The sequence below is a fragment of the Calditrichota bacterium genome, from assembly GCA_013112635.1.
Classification (GTDB): Bacteria; Calditrichota; Calditrichia; order Calditrichales; family J004; genus JABFGF01.
In genome coordinates this window covers 218,540-239,570 of record JABFGF010000004.1, presented here as the reverse complement: position 1 = coordinate 239,570, position 21,031 = coordinate 218,540, and the positions used below count along the sequence as shown (strand labels likewise).

15 protein-coding genes are annotated in these 21,031 nt (G+C 37.0%); 8 read left to right on the top strand and 7 right to left on the bottom strand.

Going from position 1 to position 21,031, the window contains the following annotated elements:
* Positions 1-23: 23 nt before the first annotated feature.
* The 5 genes from HND50_12640 (at position 24) to HND50_12620 (ending at position 8,445) form a co-directional block, all read left to right on the top strand.
* The gene (locus HND50_12640) at positions 24-1,766 is read left to right on the top strand and encodes a cytochrome C (GenBank protein ID NOG46081.1); all 1,743 of its coding nucleotides are present in this window, start codon (positions 24-26) and stop codon (positions 1,764-1,766) included.
* A gap of 51 nt (positions 1,767-1,817) precedes the next feature.
* Positions 1,818-4,166 (top strand): hypothetical protein, encoded by a 2,349-nt coding sequence (locus tag HND50_12635; GenBank protein ID NOG46080.1) that lies wholly within the window; start codon positions 1,818-1,820, stop codon positions 4,164-4,166.
* A complete protein-coding gene (locus tag HND50_12630) occupies positions 4,150-5,400 on the top strand; it encodes a hypothetical protein (protein NOG46079.1) in 1,251 nt (416 codons plus the stop codon). The genes HND50_12635 and HND50_12630 overlap by 17 nt, the downstream gene beginning before the upstream one ends.
* A gap of 19 nt (positions 5,401-5,419) precedes the next feature.
* Positions 5,420-7,057, top strand: a complete 1,638-nt coding sequence (locus HND50_12625; protein NOG46078.1) for a hypothetical protein — start codon at positions 5,420-5,422, stop codon at positions 7,055-7,057.
* A gap of 89 nt (positions 7,058-7,146) precedes the next feature.
* On the top strand, positions 7,147-8,445 hold the full coding sequence (locus HND50_12620) for an NAD(P)-binding domain-containing protein (protein ID NOG46077.1): 1,299 nt from the start codon (positions 7,147-7,149) through the stop codon (positions 8,443-8,445).
* A gap of 152 nt (positions 8,446-8,597) precedes the next feature.
* Here the strand turns inward: HND50_12620 and HND50_12615 are convergent, their stop codons facing one another.
* The 6 genes from HND50_12615 to HND50_12590 all read right to left on the bottom strand — a co-directional run bounded on the left by HND50_12615 (position 8,598) and on the right by HND50_12590 (position 15,521).
* A complete protein-coding gene (locus HND50_12615) occupies positions 8,598-9,632 on the bottom strand; it encodes a cytochrome c3 family protein (GenBank protein ID NOG46076.1) in 1,035 nt (344 codons plus the stop codon).
* 8 nt (positions 9,633-9,640) lie between these two features.
* Positions 9,641-10,531, bottom strand: a complete 891-nt coding sequence (locus HND50_12610; protein NOG46075.1) for a cytochrome c3 family protein — start codon at positions 10,529-10,531, stop codon at positions 9,641-9,643.
* Between the two features lie 14 nt (positions 10,532-10,545).
* Positions 10,546-11,718: a hypothetical protein gene (locus HND50_12605; protein ID NOG46074.1), complete on the bottom strand. Its 1,173-nt coding sequence runs from the start codon at positions 11,716-11,718 to the stop codon at positions 10,546-10,548.
* Positions 11,719-11,850: 132 nt separating this feature from the next.
* Positions 11,851-12,912: a hypothetical protein gene (locus HND50_12600; GenBank protein NOG46073.1), complete on the bottom strand. Its 1,062-nt coding sequence runs from the start codon at positions 12,910-12,912 to the stop codon at positions 11,851-11,853.
* Positions 12,913-13,175: 263 nt separating this feature from the next.
* Positions 13,176-15,125, bottom strand: a complete 1,950-nt coding sequence (locus HND50_12595; GenBank protein ID NOG46072.1) for a T9SS type A sorting domain-containing protein — start codon at positions 15,123-15,125, stop codon at positions 13,176-13,178.
* A gap of 21 nt (positions 15,126-15,146) precedes the next feature.
* Positions 15,147-15,521, bottom strand: a complete 375-nt coding sequence (locus tag HND50_12590) for a hypothetical protein (protein ID NOG46071.1) — start codon at positions 15,519-15,521, stop codon at positions 15,147-15,149.
* Positions 15,522-15,850: 329 nt separating this feature from the next.
* On the opposite strand from HND50_12590, the gene HND50_12585 reads away from it, so the two are divergent.
* Together HND50_12585 and HND50_12580 are read left to right on the top strand one after the other, a co-directional pair.
* On the top strand, positions 15,851-17,248 hold the full coding sequence (locus HND50_12585; protein ID NOG46070.1) for a HAMP domain-containing histidine kinase: 1,398 nt from the start codon (positions 15,851-15,853) through the stop codon (positions 17,246-17,248).
* Positions 17,249-17,250: 2 nt separating this feature from the next.
* Positions 17,251-18,621, top strand: a complete 1,371-nt coding sequence (locus HND50_12580) for a sigma-54-dependent Fis family transcriptional regulator (GenBank protein ID NOG46069.1) — start codon at positions 17,251-17,253, stop codon at positions 18,619-18,621.
* 34 nt (positions 18,622-18,655) lie between these two features.
* Here the strand turns inward: HND50_12580 and HND50_12575 are convergent, their stop codons facing one another.
* On the bottom strand, positions 18,656-19,192 hold the full coding sequence (locus HND50_12575) for a cytochrome C554 (protein NOG46068.1): 537 nt from the start codon (positions 19,190-19,192) through the stop codon (positions 18,656-18,658).
* A gap of 277 nt (positions 19,193-19,469) precedes the next feature.
* Between HND50_12575 and HND50_12570 the strand changes: the two genes are divergently transcribed.
* A complete protein-coding gene (locus HND50_12570) occupies positions 19,470-20,972 on the top strand; it encodes a cytochrome C (GenBank protein ID NOG46067.1) in 1,503 nt (500 codons plus the stop codon).
* Positions 20,973-21,031: the final 59 nt, after the last annotated feature.

Here is a 21,031-nt window from a genome sequence, read left to right as displayed (position 1 = left end):
TTTAATTCTTGGAGTAAAATTTTTTGAAACCACGTTGTAACTTCCCTGCAGGTCTTTGTGGCAAATTCTACCATCAGCATTTTATTCAAGTTATATTATTTATTTTTTTGAGCATTTCAATTAGCTTTGCCCAGCTTTCTCCTGGCGACCTTCATAAAAGCCACATGCACCTGGAAGGTATTGAAAACTGTACCAGCTGTCATGAACAAGGTAAACAGCTTAATCCTGATAATTGTCTATCCTGCCATACACTTCTTAAAGAACGTATTGAAAATAATAAAGGCTTACACTCCAATAAAGAATACCGTCAATGCGAAACATGCCACGTAGATCATTTAGGGCAAAACTATGAGATGATTTATTGGGAGGAAGAAAAAGAAAATTTCGATCATAATAAAGCCGGATACAAACTGGAGGGAAAACATAAAGAGCTGGAATGCAGTAAATGTCATAACCCTCAAAATATTCTTGATCCTCAAAAATTAAAAGATAAAAAGAAAGATTTAATGAGAACTTTTTTAGGGCTGGGCGATAAATGTTTGAGCTGTCATCATGATGAGCACCGTGGACAGCTGAAAACCGATTGCTTAAGCTGCCATAATATGAATGGCTGGAAACCTGCTCCCGATTTTGATCATAATAAAACAAAATATAAACTTACCGGAAAACATAGAAATGTAAAGTGTGAAAAGTGCCATAAATCTGTTACAGATAATAAGTTTTCAGATGACAATAGTTATTTAAAATTTTCACCTTTAAAATTCAATTCATGTCTTAATTGCCACACAGATATCCATAAAAACAAGTTTGGTTCTAATTGCACAAAATGTCATAATACATCGGGATGGGCAAATTACTCTCAGAAAAACTTTGACCATAAAAAAACCAAATATCCTTTAAAAGGTGAACACAAAAAGCTACAATGCGAGCAATGCCATAAACCGGGCAAACCGCTAAAGATAAAAAAATTCAATGAGTGTAAAGACTGCCACCGAGATACGCATCGAGGTCAATTTAACGGTCGCATCCAAAAAGGAGCTTGTGAGGAGTGCCATACTGTAAATGGTTTTTTACCATCTACATTTACAACTGCAATGCATGAAAAATGTGATTATCCGCTTGAAGGAAGTCATCTTGCGGTGCCTTGTTTCGCCTGTCATAAAAAAATCGTTTTTTCCGGACGGCGTGAAAAAATAACACAATTCTCATTTAAATCTACACGATGTATTGATTGTCACCGGGATGTTCATAAAGGGCAAACAAGGGAAATTTCAAGAAAAAATTCCTCACTTAAAGACAAAGATAATTGCGAATTTTGTCATCGTGTACAGTCTTGGTCATCAATAAGTTTTGATCACAGTAAAACAAAGTTTGTTTTAAATGGACGGCATGAAACAACCAGCTGTATTTCCTGCCATAAAAAAGATGAAAAATCAACGGACATGTGGAAGTTTACTGATGTTGAGACAACATGTTCATCTTGTCATAAAGATCAGCACCAGGGACAGTTTACTGATAAATCCGGTAAAACTGACTGTGCAAAATGCCATACATCAACAGACTGGTTTGCAGAAAAATTTGATCATGAAAAAAACTCTAAATTCAGCCTGGAAGGCGGCCATCAATTTGTTGCATGCAAGGAATGTCATAAAAATGAAAACAAAGATGGAAAATTATTTGTAAGATATAAGCCGTTAGAGACTAAATGTGAGTCTTGTCATTTAGATACAAACCTGAAAGAGCTTAATAGAAACCGTACCAAATAGAACCGATTATTTAAATACGGTGAAGTAGAAAAAAGGAAAAACTGAATATCCATGAAAATTTTTTCAATTTTAATTTTAATGGCAAGCGCACTGTTTTCTCAAAACACAATCACTAGTCCACATGGTGATGATTTAAAATTTTCATGTGAAAGTTGCCATACAACTGCAAATTGGAATGATGTTCCAAACCACCTGTTTAATCATGATCAGGTCGGATATCCCTTGATTGGTGAGCATAAATTTGCCGACTGCAGCTCTTGTCATAAAAGTTTGGTTTTTAGCCGGGTAGGAATTGCCTGTGCCGATTGCCATACCGATATCCACAAAGGTGAACTTGGCATTGATTGTGAGTCGTGTCATAATTCGCAAAATTGGGAAAACAGGCGTGAGGTTTTTGAGCTGCACAACCAAACAAATTTTCCGTTGATTGGCGTACATGCCAACCTGGATTGCGAATCTTGTCATATAAATGAACAACAGCGCCAATTTGCAAATCTTTCTGTTGAATGCCAAAGCTGTCATATTCTCGATTACGCAGCAACTATAAGCCCATCACATGAAAAAGCAGGGTTCGATTTGGAGTGCCAGAAATGTCATCTTCCCAGTACTTCAATCTGGAAAACAGCCATTTTTGAGCACCCGGCAACATTCCCCCTTAAAGACGGCCATTCAGGCCTGGATTGTTCCGATTGTCATTTAAATAATTTTGGCGGAACAGATACGGATTGTTATGTGTGCCATAAGAAAAATTATGACCAGGCGACAGATCCGAATCATTTGACTTTTGGATTTCCAACAGTTTGCGACGAATGCCATAATGGGGTTAGTTGGGAAGGGACCAGTTTTGATCACTTTGCACAATCCGGCTTTGAAGTAGAGGGAGCTCATCAAAATATTTTATGTACAGATTGTCATATAAATAATCAACTAACCGGAATACCAAGAGAATGTGTTGGCTGCCATAGAGAAGATTATAATAATGTGGATGATCCGAACCATGTGGAAAATCGCTTTGAATTAGATTGTGTTGTGTGCCATAGTCAAAATGCTTGGGAACCCGCAACTTTTGACCATAACAATTCAGATTTCCCATTAATCGGGGCGCATACATCTGTAGATTGTGCAGATTGCCACACCGAGGGTTATACCCAAACATTACCAACAGACTGCTGGTCTTGTCACGAAACAGATTTTAAAGGCGTGGAAGATCCGGACCACGTGACCAATGATTTTGATCATGATTGTACAAAATGCCACAGCAGCTCCGCCTGGACTCCGGCAAACTTTGATCATTCAGAAACAGATTTCCCATTAATCGGGGCGCATACATCAGTGGATTGTGCAGATTGCCATACTGAAGGTTATACCCAAACATTGCCAACAGACTGCTGGTCTTGCCACGAAACAGATTTTAAAGGTGTGGAAGATCCGGACCACGTGACCAATGATTTTGATCATGATTGTACAAAATGCCACAGCAGCTCCGCCTGGACTCCGGCAAACTTTGATCATTCAGAAACAGATTTTCCACTAACCGGAGCGCATACATCAGTGGATTGTGCAGATTGCCACACCGAGGGTTATTCAGAACAATTACCAACAGATTGCTGGTCTTGCCACGAAACAGATTTTAAAGGTGTGGAAGATCCGGACCACGTGACCAATGATTTTGATCATGATTGTACAAAATGCCACAGCAGCTCCGCCTGGACTCCGGCAAACTTTGATCATTCAGAAACAGATTTTCCACTAACCGGAGCGCATACATCAGTGGATTGTGCAGATTGCCACACAAAGGGTTATTCAGAACAATTACCAACAGATTGCTGGTCTTGTCACGAAACAGATTTTAAAGGCGTGGAAGATCCGGACCACGTGACTAATGATTTTGATAATGATTGTTCAGTTTGCCATAATACAACATCTTGGGAACCAGTTAAAAGTTTTAACCATGACATTACTGACTTTCCATTGGAGGGTGCTCATGCTACTTTAGATTGTTCATTATGCCATTCTACCAAATTTGATGATACACCAATGGAATGTATAGCTTGCCATGAGCAGGAATATAATGAGACAACCGATCCAAATCATAGAACAGCTCAATTCCCGGGTACATGCGAAGATTGCCATACAACATCTGCCTGGACACCGGCAAATTGGGACCATGATAATCAATATTTCCCAATTTTTTCTGGCAAACATAAAGAAGCATGGGATAGTTGTATCGATTGTCACGAAAATATAAGTGATTATGGCCAGTTCGAGTGTATAAATTGCCACGAGCATAACAAGACAGATATGGATCGAAAACATAAAGATGAAAATGATTATTCTTATGATAGTCAGGAATGTTTTAGATGTCACCCAAAGGGGAAATCCGATGGCAGGATGTACTAAGATATTTATGTTCATTTTTATTATTAATTCAGTTTTTGTTAATGCCCAGAGCAGCATTTCAAACCCTCATGGAGATCAATTGGATATTGCCTGTGAAGTTTGTCATATAACATCCGATTGGAGAGACGTTCCCAGGCACAAATTTAATCATGATCAGGTTGGTTTTTCCATTGACGGTGAGCATAAATATGTAGAATGTATTGACTGCCATAATACACTCGTTTTTAATGATGTTGGAACAGCCTGTGCAGATTGTCATACGGATTTTCATAAGGCTGAATTGGGTAACCAATGTGAATCGTGTCATACAGCTCATAGTTGGGAAAACAGAGATCAGGTTTTTAAAGAACATAATAAAACCAACTTTCCTCTAGTTGGGGTACACGCAAACCTGGATTGTGAATCCTGCCATATTGCAGAGCAACAACGCCAGTATGCCAATCTTTCAATTGAATGCCAAAGTTGTCATTTGGATGATTATATGAACACCTTAAGTCCGGAGCACCAAAAAGCAGGGTTTAACCTTGATTGTAACAATTGTCATCAACCAAGCGCCACAACCTGGAAAGCAGACACGTATGTTCATTCAATACTATTTCCTTTGACTGGTGGTCATGGCAATTTGGATTGCGAGGCTTGTCATTTAAATAATAAGCTTGAATCGATTCCAAAAGAGTGTGTTAGTTGCCACAGGCAGGATTATGATAATGTGGTTTACCCAGACCATGTTGAAAATAACTTTGATTTTGATTGCACGATTTGCCATAACATCAATGCCTGGAGCCCGGCAGATTTTGATCATAATAAAACAGAGTTTCCATTAACCGGTGCCCATATTTCAATTGATTGTACTCTTTGTCATACAAATGGATTTGAAAATGCTCCAACCGATTGTTTTGCCTGCCACGATTTAGATTATAATAATACAACGGATCCAAACCATAATGCAGCAAACTTCCCAAACAGTTGTGAAGATTGTCATTCAACATCCGCGTGGGTTCCTGCAAGTTGGGATCATGATGAACAATTCTTTCCTATTTTTTCCGGTAAACACCGCGAGGAGTGGGATTTGTGCTCGGATTGTCATGTTGATGCCAATGATTTCAAACAGTTTGAATGTATAAACTGTCACGAACACCGCCAGAGTGAAATGGATGATAAACACAAAGAAGAGAAAGATTATGTATGGGAAAGCCAGGCCTGTTATACATGTCATCCTAATGGAAGTGATTAATGCTATTAAAGGAAATATTATGAGAAGAATATCTCATTTCTTTTATAAACGAAAGATAAAATCAGGGCAAAGGCTTTTGTTCGCTGTCCTTTTTTCAATGGTTTTTGTTATATCAGGTTATACACAAACAACAAAATCTGTAAAAGTGAAATATATTTCTGCAGACAAGGTGTATATTGATGCCGGTAAAGCAGTTGGAGTAAATGTAAACGATATTCTCGATATAATAAAAAATGGAAAGTCAATTGCCAGGTTAAGGGTTGTTTATGTAGCGGAACATTCTGCCTCTTGTGAAATAGTATCCGGAAAAAGTGCAATAACAGTAGGAGCATCTGTCAAAATAAATCCTATAAAAATTACTCCCAAAACTGAAAAAGAAACAAATGGCAGACGCACAAGGCAGGAATTGAAAAAAAACAAGAAAAGCAAAAAAAGCTCCACACGTGTTTCCGGATATTTAGGAGCCCAGTGGTACCAGTTTGTTGACGCTCAAAATGTAAGAAATAATTTTAACCAGCCTACAGTTCGGTTTAAACTTAAAGTAAAAAATATGTGGGATGATGCATATAATCTTAAAATAAAAGCACGGTCCAGGTATAATAAACGTACACGTTCCATTAGCAGTGACGTACCAGCAAAAGAATGGCGAAACCGGATTTATGAAGTCTCCTTTTCATACGATAATCCTTCATCATTCCTAAACTATAAAGCGGGTCGGATTATCTCTAACAAGTTTAGCGGTGTAGGCTATATCGATGGCCTGTTATTGCAACACAATGTCACAAATAAATTCCACTGGGGGCTTTTTGGCGGGACTCAACCTGAATGGCAATATTCCGGCGTTCAAACCGGGTTTCAGAAGTATGGACTATATCTTAACTATGTACGTGGCGATTATGGGCAGCAAAGATTTGAATCAACACTTGCTTTAGCCGGTGCATACCATGGTTCTACCGTAAGCAGGGAGTTTCTCTATTTTCAAAACAGCTATAATTCCGGTAGAAAATGGAATTTTTATCAGAGCCTTGAGCTGGATATCAATCGCGATTGGCGTAAAGATGCCACCGGGGAAACAATAAGCCTGACTGGTGTTTATATTAATGGGCGTTATAACATTACAAATAAAATGTATGTTGGATTAAATTATGACAACCGAAAAAACTATTTTACATATGAAACACGCAATCTGGTAGAGGGCCTTTTTAATGATGCTTTACGCCAGGGAATGCGCGTTTCATTTAATTGGAGGTTTCTTAAAAATTATCGTGTATTTACCAATATTGGCGCGAGGAAAAGGGATTCAAACCGTGATCTTACATATTCTTATACCGGTGGCTTTAGTATAGCCAATTTATTTAAACAGCGAATGACTTTGGCAACACGTTTTTCCGGATTTTCAAATTTCTATACAGAAGGTATGAGTCCATCCATATCTGTTTCTAAATATTTTAGAGGTGGGCATTCTTTACGCTTGAATTACGGTAATTATTTTTATAATCTAAAAACTGGCGGGAATGAACGCTTAAATCAATGGGCCCGCTTGGATGGCCAGATTGAATTACCATTTAGATTTTATTTATCCAATAATTATGAATATACCTGGGGCGATGATAGTAAGGGACACCGGATTTTTTCAGAAATTGGTTACCGTTTCTAAAAGTTGTTTTATTAAAACTAACTCCTACCATTTCAATGCAATTACAATTTGCCATTTAGAAATATCGTCCTGTTAATTAAAGAGCAATTATGGAAAACCTAATAATTTGGGGTGGAACTATTTTTCTTATTTTAGTAATAGTCCTGCCATATTTAATTAAGGAAAGAAAATCCCGCAAAGCGGACCATGCCCGGAGAAAAGAAGCTGTTCGCCTGGGAGCAACCAAAGCTGTTGCTCAGCATCCCCAAATAGATTCTTTGGCATGTATTGGCTGCGGTGCCTGTGTAGCAGCTTGTCCGGAAGGCAGTGTACTTGGGATAGTTTCGGGTAAAGCCGTAATAATAAATGGGTTAAAATGCGTTGGTCATGGATTATGCGAAGAAGCTTGCCCGGTAGAGGGCTTGGTTGTCGGCCTCGGTGACTTAAGCAAACGGGATGACATTCCATTTATGGATGAACATTTCCAAACAAATATTACGGGGATATATATTGCAGGGGAATTAGGAGGTTTAGCACTTATAAAAAATGCTATAAACCAGGGCAGTAAAGTTGTAGAACATATTTCAAAAAATATTAAACCATCTTCTGATGATTCCATAAAAGATGTTTTGATAGTCGGGGCGGGCCCTGCAGGATTAAGCGCTGCTTTAACTGCTAAAAAGAATAACCTTTCATGTCAGCTTTTAGATCAACAGGGTGCAGGTGGCACAATTCTACAATATCCACGCAAAAAACTTGTTATGACGAAACCTGTTGAAATTCCTTTGTATGGAACGCTTACGAAACCGGAATATTTTAAAGAAGAGCTATTGGAAATCTGGGAAAAAATCGAAGAAAAGTTTGATATTAAGCCGGTCGTTGGTGAAAAACTCCATGATATCAAAAGGGAAAATGGTCATTTTGAAGTTACAACACAAAATGGAACCAATAAGGCACAAACAGTTGTTTTGGCTTTAGGCCGTCGTGGCACTCCGCGTAAACTAAATGTTCCTGGTGAAGAACAATCTAAAGTAATGTATAAGCTAATGGATGCAGAAACCTATCAAAACAACCATGTGCTTGTTGTTGGCGGAGGCGATAGTGCTATTGAAGCGGCAATGGGACTTGCCAGGCAAAAAGGGAATGTAGTTACTTTGTCTTACAGAAAAGAGCAATTTTTCCGAATAAAAACCCGCAATGAAGAGCGTGTTAATAAAATGATAAAAGAAAAAACACTTAATGTAATGTTCAGTTCCGGTGTAAAAGAAATTGGTAAAACAGATGTTGTTATAAATTATCAGGATAAAGAGCAGCGAATAAAAAATGATTATGTATTTATTTTTGCAGGAGGAGAACCTCCATTTGGATTGCTTAAAAAAATGGGAATCCAGTTTGGAAGTGATTCATAGTTTATTCAACTTTTCGATTTTTAATTCAATTTATAAACACCCACTGTTTTAATACAGGCAATAAAACAACAACATTTATTCCTAGCTTTGGTTCTTTTTCTTATCACCCCGATTGTTATTAAGCAACCGGGGATTTTTAATTTAAATAGAATTTAATTGTTCAAATCAATCTTTCCATTTATATGCAGACTTTTATTAATTATTGTAAGTCCGGGACCAGCAACGCTGTTATGGCAGGCTTCGCAAGCTGTATTTTGAAGATGACCTGCCGGTGGTAATCCATGGCAAGTTCCACAATCGGCCTGACCACTACCAACATCATTCCAAACCATATTTGGATTTTTACCACTAATATCATCACCGATATAAATCCAGGAATTCGTGCTATTTGCTTTTTCAAATGTAAAAGCGCCATGGCAATATACATTACTGCATGTGGCCGATTCATGATCCCAGGTAGGATTTACATTTCCGGAATCCGAAACAAATTGGTCAAACACCATTTCTGCAAATTGTGTGTTATCATCAATGTGGCCGGGGTGATTTAATATTTCTGGTTCACTATGGCACAATTTACAATCGCCAATAAATGCTGTTGTAAATGTTGTGTCAAAATGTGCTTGGTGTGCACCAACTCCTATAAAAGATGTCAATTCATTTTTAGCTAAATCTTTAGGTGGAGCTGGGTTGTTTATACTTCCATGACAGGTATTGCATGCTTCAGGTCCGGAGGCCAATGGATTGTCATTTTGGGTATGGCAGCGTGTACAATCTTTTTGCCTGGCTATTGTTTCATTTGGGCTTTCACCGCCTTTATAGTCGGAGCCATGGCATGTTTGACATTTATTAATATTCCAATTGATATTGTTACGAATAAAATCCGCATGAAATTCTTCAGTTGCACTAAAGGCAAAATTTTCCGGGTGCGGATAGCTTCCATGGCATCCGGAAGCAGAGCAGGAAACATTTGATGTTCCGCCATCATAATTTTCACCATGGCAGGATTGACAATTTTCAGAATAGAATTCGCTTGAAAAGACAGCTGTCCCATGAAAAATATCAGAACTTTTATCCATCCAACCTTCGGGATGTGTTGGAACCTCAAAAGGATTTCTTTCTTCCAAACAGGCTAATAAGAAAGTTAATGACAATAAAGCCAGAGCGTATTTTATAATTTGTGTTTTCATAGTATCCATCAGTTATTGTGACATTGTGCGCAAATCTGTTCAGCATTATGCTCGTGGCAAGACATGCAATTTTCAAGATCGATGGTCGCCTCAATTCTGTGTAGTCCGCCATCACCCGGGATTTGGTTAGCCCAACCTGGCACATGGTTATGTGGCATTACAGCATTTTCGATGTGGCATGAACTGCAAAACGAACGTTCTTCATGACAGGTAATACAATTGTTTTCTTTACCTTGGGTGGTCAAGGCATGTGTAAATTCAAAATTCAATGGGTGAATCATTCTGTCAACATTTTCGCCTTCATGGCAATCCTGGCAATACTGTTTTGTATGGCAGGTTTGGCAATTCATTTCGCCGCTAACCGTCATAATATCATTTCTGGCTAAATCACCATGATTATGTATGAAAGTTAAGTTGTGATTTGCTGGCATTAATTGCTCATCAGTAGTGTGGCATGTATAACATGTATTTTCGGCCTGCTCAGTTTGGTGACAATCCATACAGGATTTCATATTAGGTGTAAGTGCTTTTTGCCCTACTTCGTTTTGAGATACATCACCATGGCAATCAACGCAATTAAACTCTTTTTCAGAATGCAATTGGTGTGAAAACAGAGTGCTGTATTCTGTCACTCTTTGCATTTGCATAGATGCTTTGACAGCTGGTTCATCATCAATTTCATGGCAATCTGCACATACATCCTGTACAGGCATTAAATCATCCGTGCCGGTAGTGCTGGTGTTAACATTTGTGTGACAATCATTACAGGCAAGTTCCTCATCCTCAATATGATATTTATGGGAAAATTCACTTTTTGACGGAACCTGATCCTGGATTGTAAAACCCCAGAATAGGAATAGCAGGGGAGAGATAAGAATAATCAGATACTTTGTTCGCATAATTTTCATCCGTCTTAATATTTGAAAGAGTAATTTAATCTAAACAGACCACGAAGATCTGATTCGTAAGCATTGTTTATGCTTTCCTGAAGTTGCAAATCGAGCCGTAATGATTTTAACATTTGGTATTGTAATCCGGCCATAAATGCTGTTGCATTTTCATCAATCTGTACAGATTGCCTTTGGTATTTATAGTGGCTGCTATGCAGGTTTAATTTGAGATTGTTTAATAACTGGTATTTTACTTCAGCATATATACCAATATTATCGCCTCCATATCCGCCTTGATAAATAAGTCCTAAAATGCCCCATTTATTACCTAATGTTGCTAAAACCTGGTTGGAAGATTCACCTTCTTCAAAGCTTGTATTAATAAACTGCAATCCGACTTGATATTCGCTGATATTTCTTGTTGCCGCGACACGGATTTGATTATGGGCTTTAATTTTGAAAATGCTAAAAAATGAGTCTTCGTAAACTCTTGGTCTTTGGCTGCTATATTCTGCCGAAAATGACCAGAGATCCAGATAATACGTAAGATTGCTACGAATAGCCTGGTATTCTGATGTGAGTAAATTATGATCGTACTTTACACGATAAAATAGCTGATTCATTGTCCCTGAAAAAGAGGCGCCGGCTTGTTGCCAATAAAGCTCTTCATTTCGTGTTTTTTGGAAATAACTAATGTCTGTTTTCAGAGCCTTGTCAAACCTATAAGAGGTGTAAGCACCTAAAACATTGCCATCATCCCATTGTGTTACTTCGGGTTTGCGATCAAATGGGGCAACCACTCCGCCAACAAATTTCATATTTAAATTTGCTACCGGAGAAAGCGAAAGGTAGAGTGCATCCATTGTTCCGCTAATAACCCCGGAATAAACAAATTGGCGTCCAAGTCTTAACTCTGTTTTCATCAAAGAAGTGCGCCACCCAATGTGGGAATTATAAACTTTATTATTCCACTCAGATGGGTTGCTGGTTTTGATTAACCTGAGATTAGATTTAAAATAAAAGTCCGGGTTGTTTTCCGGTGTAACTTTAAAATACAGCCCCTGATAAAAATTCAGATTATTTTCATTACCGGCTGATTCAAAAGAATACAGTGATGTTGAAAGATTACCCCGAATATTTACTTGAGCCGAAAGAAAGCAAAAACTGCCTAAGATTAAGTATAATATATTTTTCATATGCGTTTCCGTTAGTTTTTGGGTATATAATCTTACCCATTAAAAATAAAACTTTCAACAAAAAAAAGGCCCTGATTTCTCAGGGCTTTTAATTAATTAACCAAATCTAATTATATTTAGAGTGTTTTCCTGTTACCAAACTGTAATTGGCATTCCAAGGTTTTCTTCAACACTATTTATTACAGCCTTAGCAAATGGTGGATTATGATAAACAGCACCATGATCTGCATGAATTATATTATAGTTCCAGAACGCTGTAAATTCTGCGCCTGTTAAATCGAGTGGAGTACTGCTTGATGCAAGACTGTGCAAACTACCGTCTTCATCATCAACTTCATACCAACCCTTTTCAACTAGTTTGTCTTCAATGGCGTGGAGTGCATCCATCATCTTTGTTGCTGCACCATTGATATCTAAATCTGTCGCACCAGCATGACATGCTGTACAATTATCAACAACAGCTGCAAATTCATGATTTGCATTTGCACCCATATGGCATGAAACACAACTTGCGCCTGTGGCGTGAAGCATTGGTCCCTGATCTAATGTAATAGTACCATTTCTGTCGTCAGCACCAAGCCCAAAAAGATTTGAACCAGTTTGGCTATAGTGTGGTCCTGCATGGCTACTTGTAATTGAAACGTTATCGGAACCGTCTTCAGGTGTTTCATCATAGGCTGTTAAATCGCGGCGCGGTTGATGGCACTGCAGACATAAATTAGTTGTAACACTGTCACCAAAAGAAATACTTACACCTGTTAAGGTCTCAGGAGGATCTGTTACATGCACGCCATAAGAGAAGTCAGCAACGTTATCTCTATCGTGAAGTGTGTGGCAAGATTCACAGGTCAAGCCAGTAACAGTTTCCAAACTCATGTCGGCACCTGTTTCAACAAAATTTCTGAAATTCTCATGGGAATGGCATCTTCCGCATCCTGCTCTTCCACCGCGGCTTAGAGAGTTTGCCATAGTTGCATGATCATGCATATTTAATTCAGCACGTTTTTCTATTATTACGTCGTCGTTGTGGCATGTCAAACAAGCAGTTGATGTTATGTCTTTGCCATCAGCGCCATCAACTCCATTAGTACCATCCGCACCATCAGCACCGGCTGGGCCTTCGCAGCTGGTTAAACCCATTATCAATAAAACAGATAGGGTAAATAACCAACTTAATATTAAATTTCTCTTCATAATGTAACCTCCTGGTAGAATAATTAATTTTTAATAGACATCTGAGGTTATGCAATTCATGTGCCATTTATCACAAACTTGAATACATTGCATAAAGGCTGATAATAATAGGATTCAATTGTCTTAAATTAAAGATGGATGTATATACATGAAGGGAAAAGTGGGACATTTGTGTCTCAGTGAGACTTAAAATGTATTTAATAAAAGACCTCCCCTCAAAAAAGAAGGAAGGCCTAGTAATTAAAACAAAAAGGTTTAAGAAATTATTTTATTAAAACCATTTTCTTAGACTCTGTAAAAGTAGCTGTTTTCAACGTATAGAAATAAAGACCCGCTGAAAGGTTCGAAGCGTCAAATTGTAATAGCTTTTTACCTGAAGTCATATCTTCATTGTCAATAAGTGTAGTAATCAACTGGCCAACTACATTATAAACCTTCAAGCTAACAGTTGTAGATTTTGGTAATTCAAATACAATGTTTGTTGTAGGGTTAAATGGATTTGGATAGTTTTGGGACAAGCTGAATTTTGTCGGCATTTCGTTTTCTGTAATATCGATTGTAGTTACACTATGAGTCCACCATTTTCCATCAGGACCATAGTAATACATTAAACTATCTGCCAGGTCTTGCTGAGCAATTCCGCCCCAAAATGTACGATCGTCTACAGTAATATTTGTTCCAAAATCACCACCGGCTGCATCAACGTTTCCATGGCAGCTAACAGCGCATGAGTTAGGCATTGTATACATTTTAGTTTTTTCCGGAGGAATTGCTTCAAATGTATGTCCATGAACATCATAAGCAACAGCTGATTTTGATGTTACTGCCATATGGCAACTAACACAATTAGAAGTACCGATCCCTTCTGGATCGTAGCTATGTTTTGTGTGAGCAGAAACTATTTCGCCAATTGCGGTAACATTGTTATCATAATCCGCAACCATTTCAACAGAAATATCGGCAAAAGCTCCGTGAGTTGCATGGCAGGCCAGGCAAAGTGTATTATTTCCACTTGCTGTTGCTATAGGAACGTCAGCTCCAGAAGTATCTTTCTCAACTATTTCTGATCTCACGTGATGTAAAACTTCATTGTGAACATCGTGACATTCATTACAAGAAACTGGGTGATATTGGAATGTGGGTTTGTCACTTTGGTATAAATCCCAAAATTGCTGGTGGTGTGAGGAAGATGTAACACCATCACCAAAATTTTTGCCGCCGTTGGTGTATATCGGCTCAACCAGATCACCAACAGCCCAAGTTACTAAAGTGCTTGCATCATCTTGAAATGGGAAACCAAAAGTGTTGTTTGGTTTACTTTTCCCACGGGAGTGGCACATCCCGCAAAGATTATTATTTTGTTCAGCAGTTAAATCAGTTAAAGGATTAATAATATTTTCTTTTGTTGGAGCAGCAGCATGGTCACTTCCTGGACCATGGCATCTTTCACAAGTGGTGTTTATTTGATCAAGATTTCCATCGCCATCAATATCAAACACATTGTTTAATCCATCATAAGCGGCCTCATCATCAACAGGCGCACCTTTCATTAACCATTCATTATTATCATCTTGCCAAACTTCTAGTCCATTAGAATGACATCCGGAACAGTTTTTTGCAATATTTCTGCTATTTCCGGCAATATCCATCAAAGTTGAAGTAGATGTATATATTGGAAGATTAGAAGCGTCATACCAGTCACTGCCATGGTAAACAACATATTCTTTTGTCTTTTCATTATACTGGACAGGAGATACATAGTAACCTTTTGAAAACCCTTCAGAGGTTTCTACACTCAACATATATCTTTGTTTGTACAATCCGCTGCCGCCATATGTCATAATTACTTTATGGGTTACATCACCCATTTGCATTTTGTAACCACCTTCTGCGCTATATGATAGAATTGGCGCGTTGGGTTTATAGGGATCAAACTTACTATCGATATTGTTGAAATTGAGACCATCTTTAAAGTCATCAATTCCATTTTCATCATAATCATTTACCATTCCATATAAATCCTGCATACTGAAAGCATCGTCTAATTGGACAGAATAACCATTGGCATGCATTGATGAACGCCAGCCTGTCATATCACCTAAACCGACATTGTTATGGCAAGTCAAACATTTTTCAGGACCAACTTGATCCTGTGAAAATGTTGGTGCACTAATTAAAAAAAGTGCAATTAAAGTTAGTAAAAAAGTCTTCATATAAATCCTCCTGGATAATAATTAGTTAATTTGTTTTGATTTGTATTTTATTATGGAATTAATTGATTGCATTAGTTCTTTAGACGAAATGGGTTTAATCGCATAAAACTGTACTGATAATGAAGTAATCTCCTTGCCCAACTCAATGCTATCATTTGAAGTTAAAAAGATTATATCCAGTGACTCCTTAACTTTTCGAATAGCTTTTAATAAAACTGCAGATCCTGGTTTAATGAAATCGTCATCTAAAATAACAAGGGACGCGTTTTCACTACAGATTTCAGACAATATATCCAATGGGTCTTCGGCGCCGGAAAATAACTCTACCGGTAAAGAAATTTCTTTCTGAAGTTTTAATAAACTGTTGAACAATTCTTTATCTCTTGATATTAGCATGATTTTCATGGTTATTCGTTATTCAATTAGTATGCCAAATGTTCGTTTTATGTCCGTAAGAATTAAATAAGAGTAAAATAGCTGAAAACTCCATTATTATTGATTAAATTATATCTATTATTTTTTTTTAGATGCTTAAAAATGTGGGGAATTAATGTCCCACTGGGACTTTTTTGAGACACTATTAATGCTTTACAATAGCTTAAAAAAGCTCGATATTACTTTCATTGAAAATATTGTTTTCTAAAGGAAAGATGATGTTTAATTCCATAAAAAGTAAATTTATAGTTTCGGCAATTGTGATAATAATATTGGCTGTAGGCGGACCAATGAGTTTTTTTGTTTACCAGTTTAATAAAAACTTCGAAGAACGTTCTGTAATGATGTTGGAGACAACAATAAATGTGGTGTTATCTTGTATCAGCCATAACATGGAACATGATGAAAAAAACATCCAAATAGTTTTAGAAAGACATGTTGTAAGTGAACATATAAAAAACATGCGAATATTTGATTTGTCCGGTAAAATATTATATGCAACAGACACATCAGAAATTGGTGAAGATATTAGTTTTATTGCTCCACACCATACTGCAGAAAGGGATATAAAAAGTATTACATTAATTGAACCGGATACGATATATTCTGCAATTACTCCGTTTAAAAATGAAGAAAAATGCCAGAGGTGCCATGAACAGAAAGATACAATCGCTTATCTGGACATCGATTCCCGATTGACAAAACCAGAGGTACAGTTTTATACAGGGATAAGACATTCAATATTTCTTGGGATTGTTGTGATATTGATCCTGATTATAACACTGTATTTAATTTTCAACTCTTTTATTAGTAAACCACTAAAAGGTGTAATTGATGCTTTGAGTGAAGTTGAAAAAGGTAATTTGCATATAAGAAGACCACAGAAAAAAGAGGATGAATTTGGATTGCTTGACAGACATTTCAATAATATGGTTAACCAGCTTGAAAAGTCTCAGCAGGAAATAAATTCATTTCATTTTGAGCAACTACAACGTGCTGACAAGTTAGTAACCCTTGGAGAATTGGCGGCTGAAATGGCCCATGAAATAAATAATCCTGCGGGTGTGATTATGGCACGCGCTGACTATATTCAGCTCGAATCTGAGAACATGGTTGGTTTGCAGAAATATGGCGATGATATTGAGGTTATCTTACAGCAAACCCAAAAAATTGCCAGGATTACAAATAATATTCTTAAGTATAGTAAAAAGCTTCCAAAAGATTTTCATAAAATAGATGTGATGAAAATTATTAATGAAAGTATTAAAATTTTTGAACCACGACTAATCAGAAGAAATATTTTACTAAAAAAAATCTTTCTATGTGATGACAAATGTAAGAGTGCGCTCATCTATGGAGATGCTCAACAGATTGAACAGGTTACTACAAATTTAATTAATAACGCCATCGATGCAATTGATAATAGCGGTAACCTGGAAATAAGTGTTGGATGCACCAATAATGAGAAGGTTCAAATTATAATTAAAGACGATGGAATGGGTATAGATGAGGTTTCTAAAGAAAAGATATTTTTACCATTTTTTACTTCCAAATCAGCCCAAAAAGGGACAGGGCTTGGATTATATATTGTAAAAAATATACTAAAAAATCATGGTGGGGATATTGAATGTGAAAGTGCATTCGGAGAAGGAACCACATTTACCATTCTATTTAATAAAGCGAAATAATAATGAAAAATATTTTACTAATTGATGACGAACAGGATATGCTGGACAGTTTGCACAAGCTACTGAGCCGTAATTCTGAATATAAAATATCGATGGAACAAGATGCGCAAAAAGCATTGGATAGAGTAGGCAAAACGAAGTATGATTTAATTATCACAGATCTTAAAATGAAAAATGTTTCCGGAATGGAGATACTGCGTAAGGCATTAGGGACTTTTCCTGATAGTATCGTGATAGTTATATCTGGTTATGGCACAATTGATACAAGTGTTGAAGCTATGCGCGAAGGGGCATTTGATTTTATTGAAAAACCATTCACATCTAAAAAATTATATGAAATAATTGAACACGCTTTCAGCCAAAATTATAAAAAAACTGAAAAACTGGAAGATTCTTCAAAAGGTAAAGATGCCTTTTCCGGGATTGTTTATCAAAGTGAGCAAATAGAAGATTTGATACGGGTTGTAAAGAGAATTTCGCCGGGAAATATGAACGTTCTTGTAACGGGTGAAAGTGGAACTGGCAAAGAACTGTTTGCTCGTGCAATTCATTCTTTGAGCAAAAGAAACCTGAATCCATTTGTGCCCGTAAACTGTGGTGCTTTACCCGAAAACCTTTTTGAAAGTGAGTTGTTTGGCCATGAACGAGGAGCTTTTACAGGCGCGATTAAAACAAAGCCGGGGCTTTTGGAATTTGCAAACCATGGAACGTTCTTTCTCGATGAAATTGGCGACCTTAGTTTGGCTATGCAAATTAAGCTGTTAAGAATGCTGGAAGAACGAAAAATTAGAAGAGTGGGTGGGCAACAAGAAATTGATATTGATGTTAGGATTATTGCAGCAACGAATAAAGACTTGAATAAAGCTGTGCATGATAAACAATTTCGTGAAGATCTTTACTATCGGCTAAATGCCATGGAAATCAAAATTCTTCCATTAAGAGAACGTCCGGATGATATTATTCCTCTTGCAAAAAATTTTCTCACAGAGCATTGCTGTCAAAATGACCAATCAATGGTTCGTTTATCAAGCGATGCAGAAAAAGCATTAAAAAACTATACATGGCCCGGCAATGTACGTGAGCTGCAAAATATTATTAGTCGTGCATTTTATCTTTGCTCAAATTCAATAATTCAAAAAGCAGATTTACCAATCTCAAAAGAAAAAGAGAATGCAATTTTTGATGACGATATAATCAATCTTTCTTATAAAAATGCAAAAGAAAATTTAATGGAAAAGTTTGAGGTGGAATATTTAACGCATCATATAAAACGTAACAATGGCAATATTTCCCGAACTGCAGAATTGTGCGGTCTTGACAGACGATCTATTCACCGTCTTATCAATAAGTATAATATAATTTATGAAGAATAAAAAAAGGGGCTATTGAGCCCCTTTTTTTTAATTATTATTTAGCAGGTGTTGGATGGCTTATTTCTTTTACGGCCTTTTTAAAATCAAAGCTTTTAAAAGTTGGGCTTTCATCATTGTGGCAAGATTTACAAACCTTTTCTTCAGGTAGAATTAAGCCATTTGCTATTGCTGTTTTCTGGTCTTTCATTATTTTTTTCTTTTTGTAATCGGCGCCAGCTCCATGGCAAGATTCACAGGAAACGCCTTCTTCTAATTTCAATTTCCCTTTAGCATGCAATTGTTCTGGTTTTAAACTAGCATAAGTTGAATGGCATTTTAAACATGATGGATCCTTAGCCGGATCTGCTATTCCTTTTTCCTTGGCAATTTTCATTGCTTCGGGGGATGACAGAGTTTTCATTGCGTTGGCATGAGGGCCATCTTTCCAAATTAAATATTGTTTGCCTGCTTTTTCTTTCTTATGGCATGTTTTGCATTTTTCGGCGCCAATGTATTGGTGGCTTTCCTGTGCAAATAATTGAGAGCCGGCTACAAAGAACAAACTAAATGCAAGTATAAACACTCGTTTCATATTAATCTCCTGGTTTAACAAACTATTAAGTCGCAAAGTTAATTAGATAAATTTCTCATTTCAAATTTATAATTCTACTTTATCGATCAAATATTAGTTTCAATAAATGAAAAATAAGAATTTTAATTCCAGGAAGCTTTGTGTCTTTGTGATGCACAATATAAAAGTGGCATGGGAATTGCCGATACACAATGTAAAAATCAAAATAGTAAATTATTTATATTGTTTAAAAATATTTCTAACGACAAATGAAAAAACAAACTTTTAAGGACTCATCATGAAATTTGAATTACCGCGCTCGGCAAAGAATTGGATTTCACTTATAGGGGCAACGATTGCAATAATTGTATTATTCATGATGATATTTCTATTTGTGATAGCTACTTTTTTCTCGGGCCAACCAATATACCTTGGGATTATCATTTATATGCTTTTACCTGCGGTTTTAATTTTGGGGTTGATTTTAATTCCGGTCGGAATGTTACTAAACCGGAAAAAAATATCCAAAACTCAAAACTCTTTGCCTTTTATTGATTTAAACTTGAAACGCCATAGAAATGCTGTAACTCTATTTGTCTTAGGTACAGCCATATTTTTTCTGCTGTCGGCCATTGGCAGTTATGAGGCTTTTCATTATACAGAATCAGTAGAATTTTGTGGCACACTTTGCCATGAGGTTATGAAGCCTGAATACGATGCTTATCAACATTCTTCACATGCAAGGGTTGCATGTGCAGAATGCCATATTGGTGCAGGTGCCGATTGGTTTGTGAAAGCAAAAATATCAGGGTTACATCAGGTAATATCAGTTTTAACAAATGAGTACTCCAAACCGATTCCAACACCAATCGCAAATTTGCGGCCTGCCAGAGAAACGTGTGAACAATGCCATTGGCCACAAAAATTTTATGCAAATAAACAAAGGCTGGAACGCCACTATCTTAATGACGAAGAAAACAGCGAATGGGATATATATCTTAATATGAAACTTGGTTCACAACTTTCTGCACGGAGTTTTGATGAAGGAATCCACTGGCATATTAATCCGGATGTAAAAATAGAATATATATCAACACACGAACAGAAAGAGAACATCTCCTGGGTTAGGTATACCAATTTAAAAACAGGAGATGTAACAATTTATAATAATGAAGAAGATACACTTGATGAAGAGCAGATTCAGGAATTTGATATTAGCTTAATGGATTGCATGGATTGCCACAACCGGCCGGCTCATAGTTATAAACCACCGGCATTTTTTATAAATGAGGCAATTACGGCAGGAATAATTCCAATCGAACTTCCTGAAATTAAATCGCTTGCCATGCAAATCTGCGCCGAAGAATTTTCAACAACGGATTCTGCGCGCCAGTATATTGAAAAGACTGTAATTGAATTTTATGAAGAGGACTATCCTGAAATTGCAGAATCCAAAATGAAAATGATTAAGCAGGCCGTAAAAGGAATACAGGACAAATTTGTTGTAAATATTTTCCCGGAAATGAATGTAAAATGGGATGCATATCCAAACCATATTGGTCATTTAGAATTTGATGGTTGTTTCCGGTGTCATGATGATCAGCATGTTAGTGAAGATGACAAAGCCATAAGCAGGGATTGCAATATCTGCCATACAATAAAGGCTCAGGGACCTCCCGAAGATCTGGAAATGGCAACTATTACTGGGTTTATCGATTTTAGACACCCCGGCGGAGAAATAGAAGAAGATGAGTGGATGGACACCAACTGCACTGAATGTCATACAGGTCTTGATCCATAGAGTAAAAGTTAGTTTTAAAGAAAATGAAAAAATACAATGAGAAAACAATCACTAATATG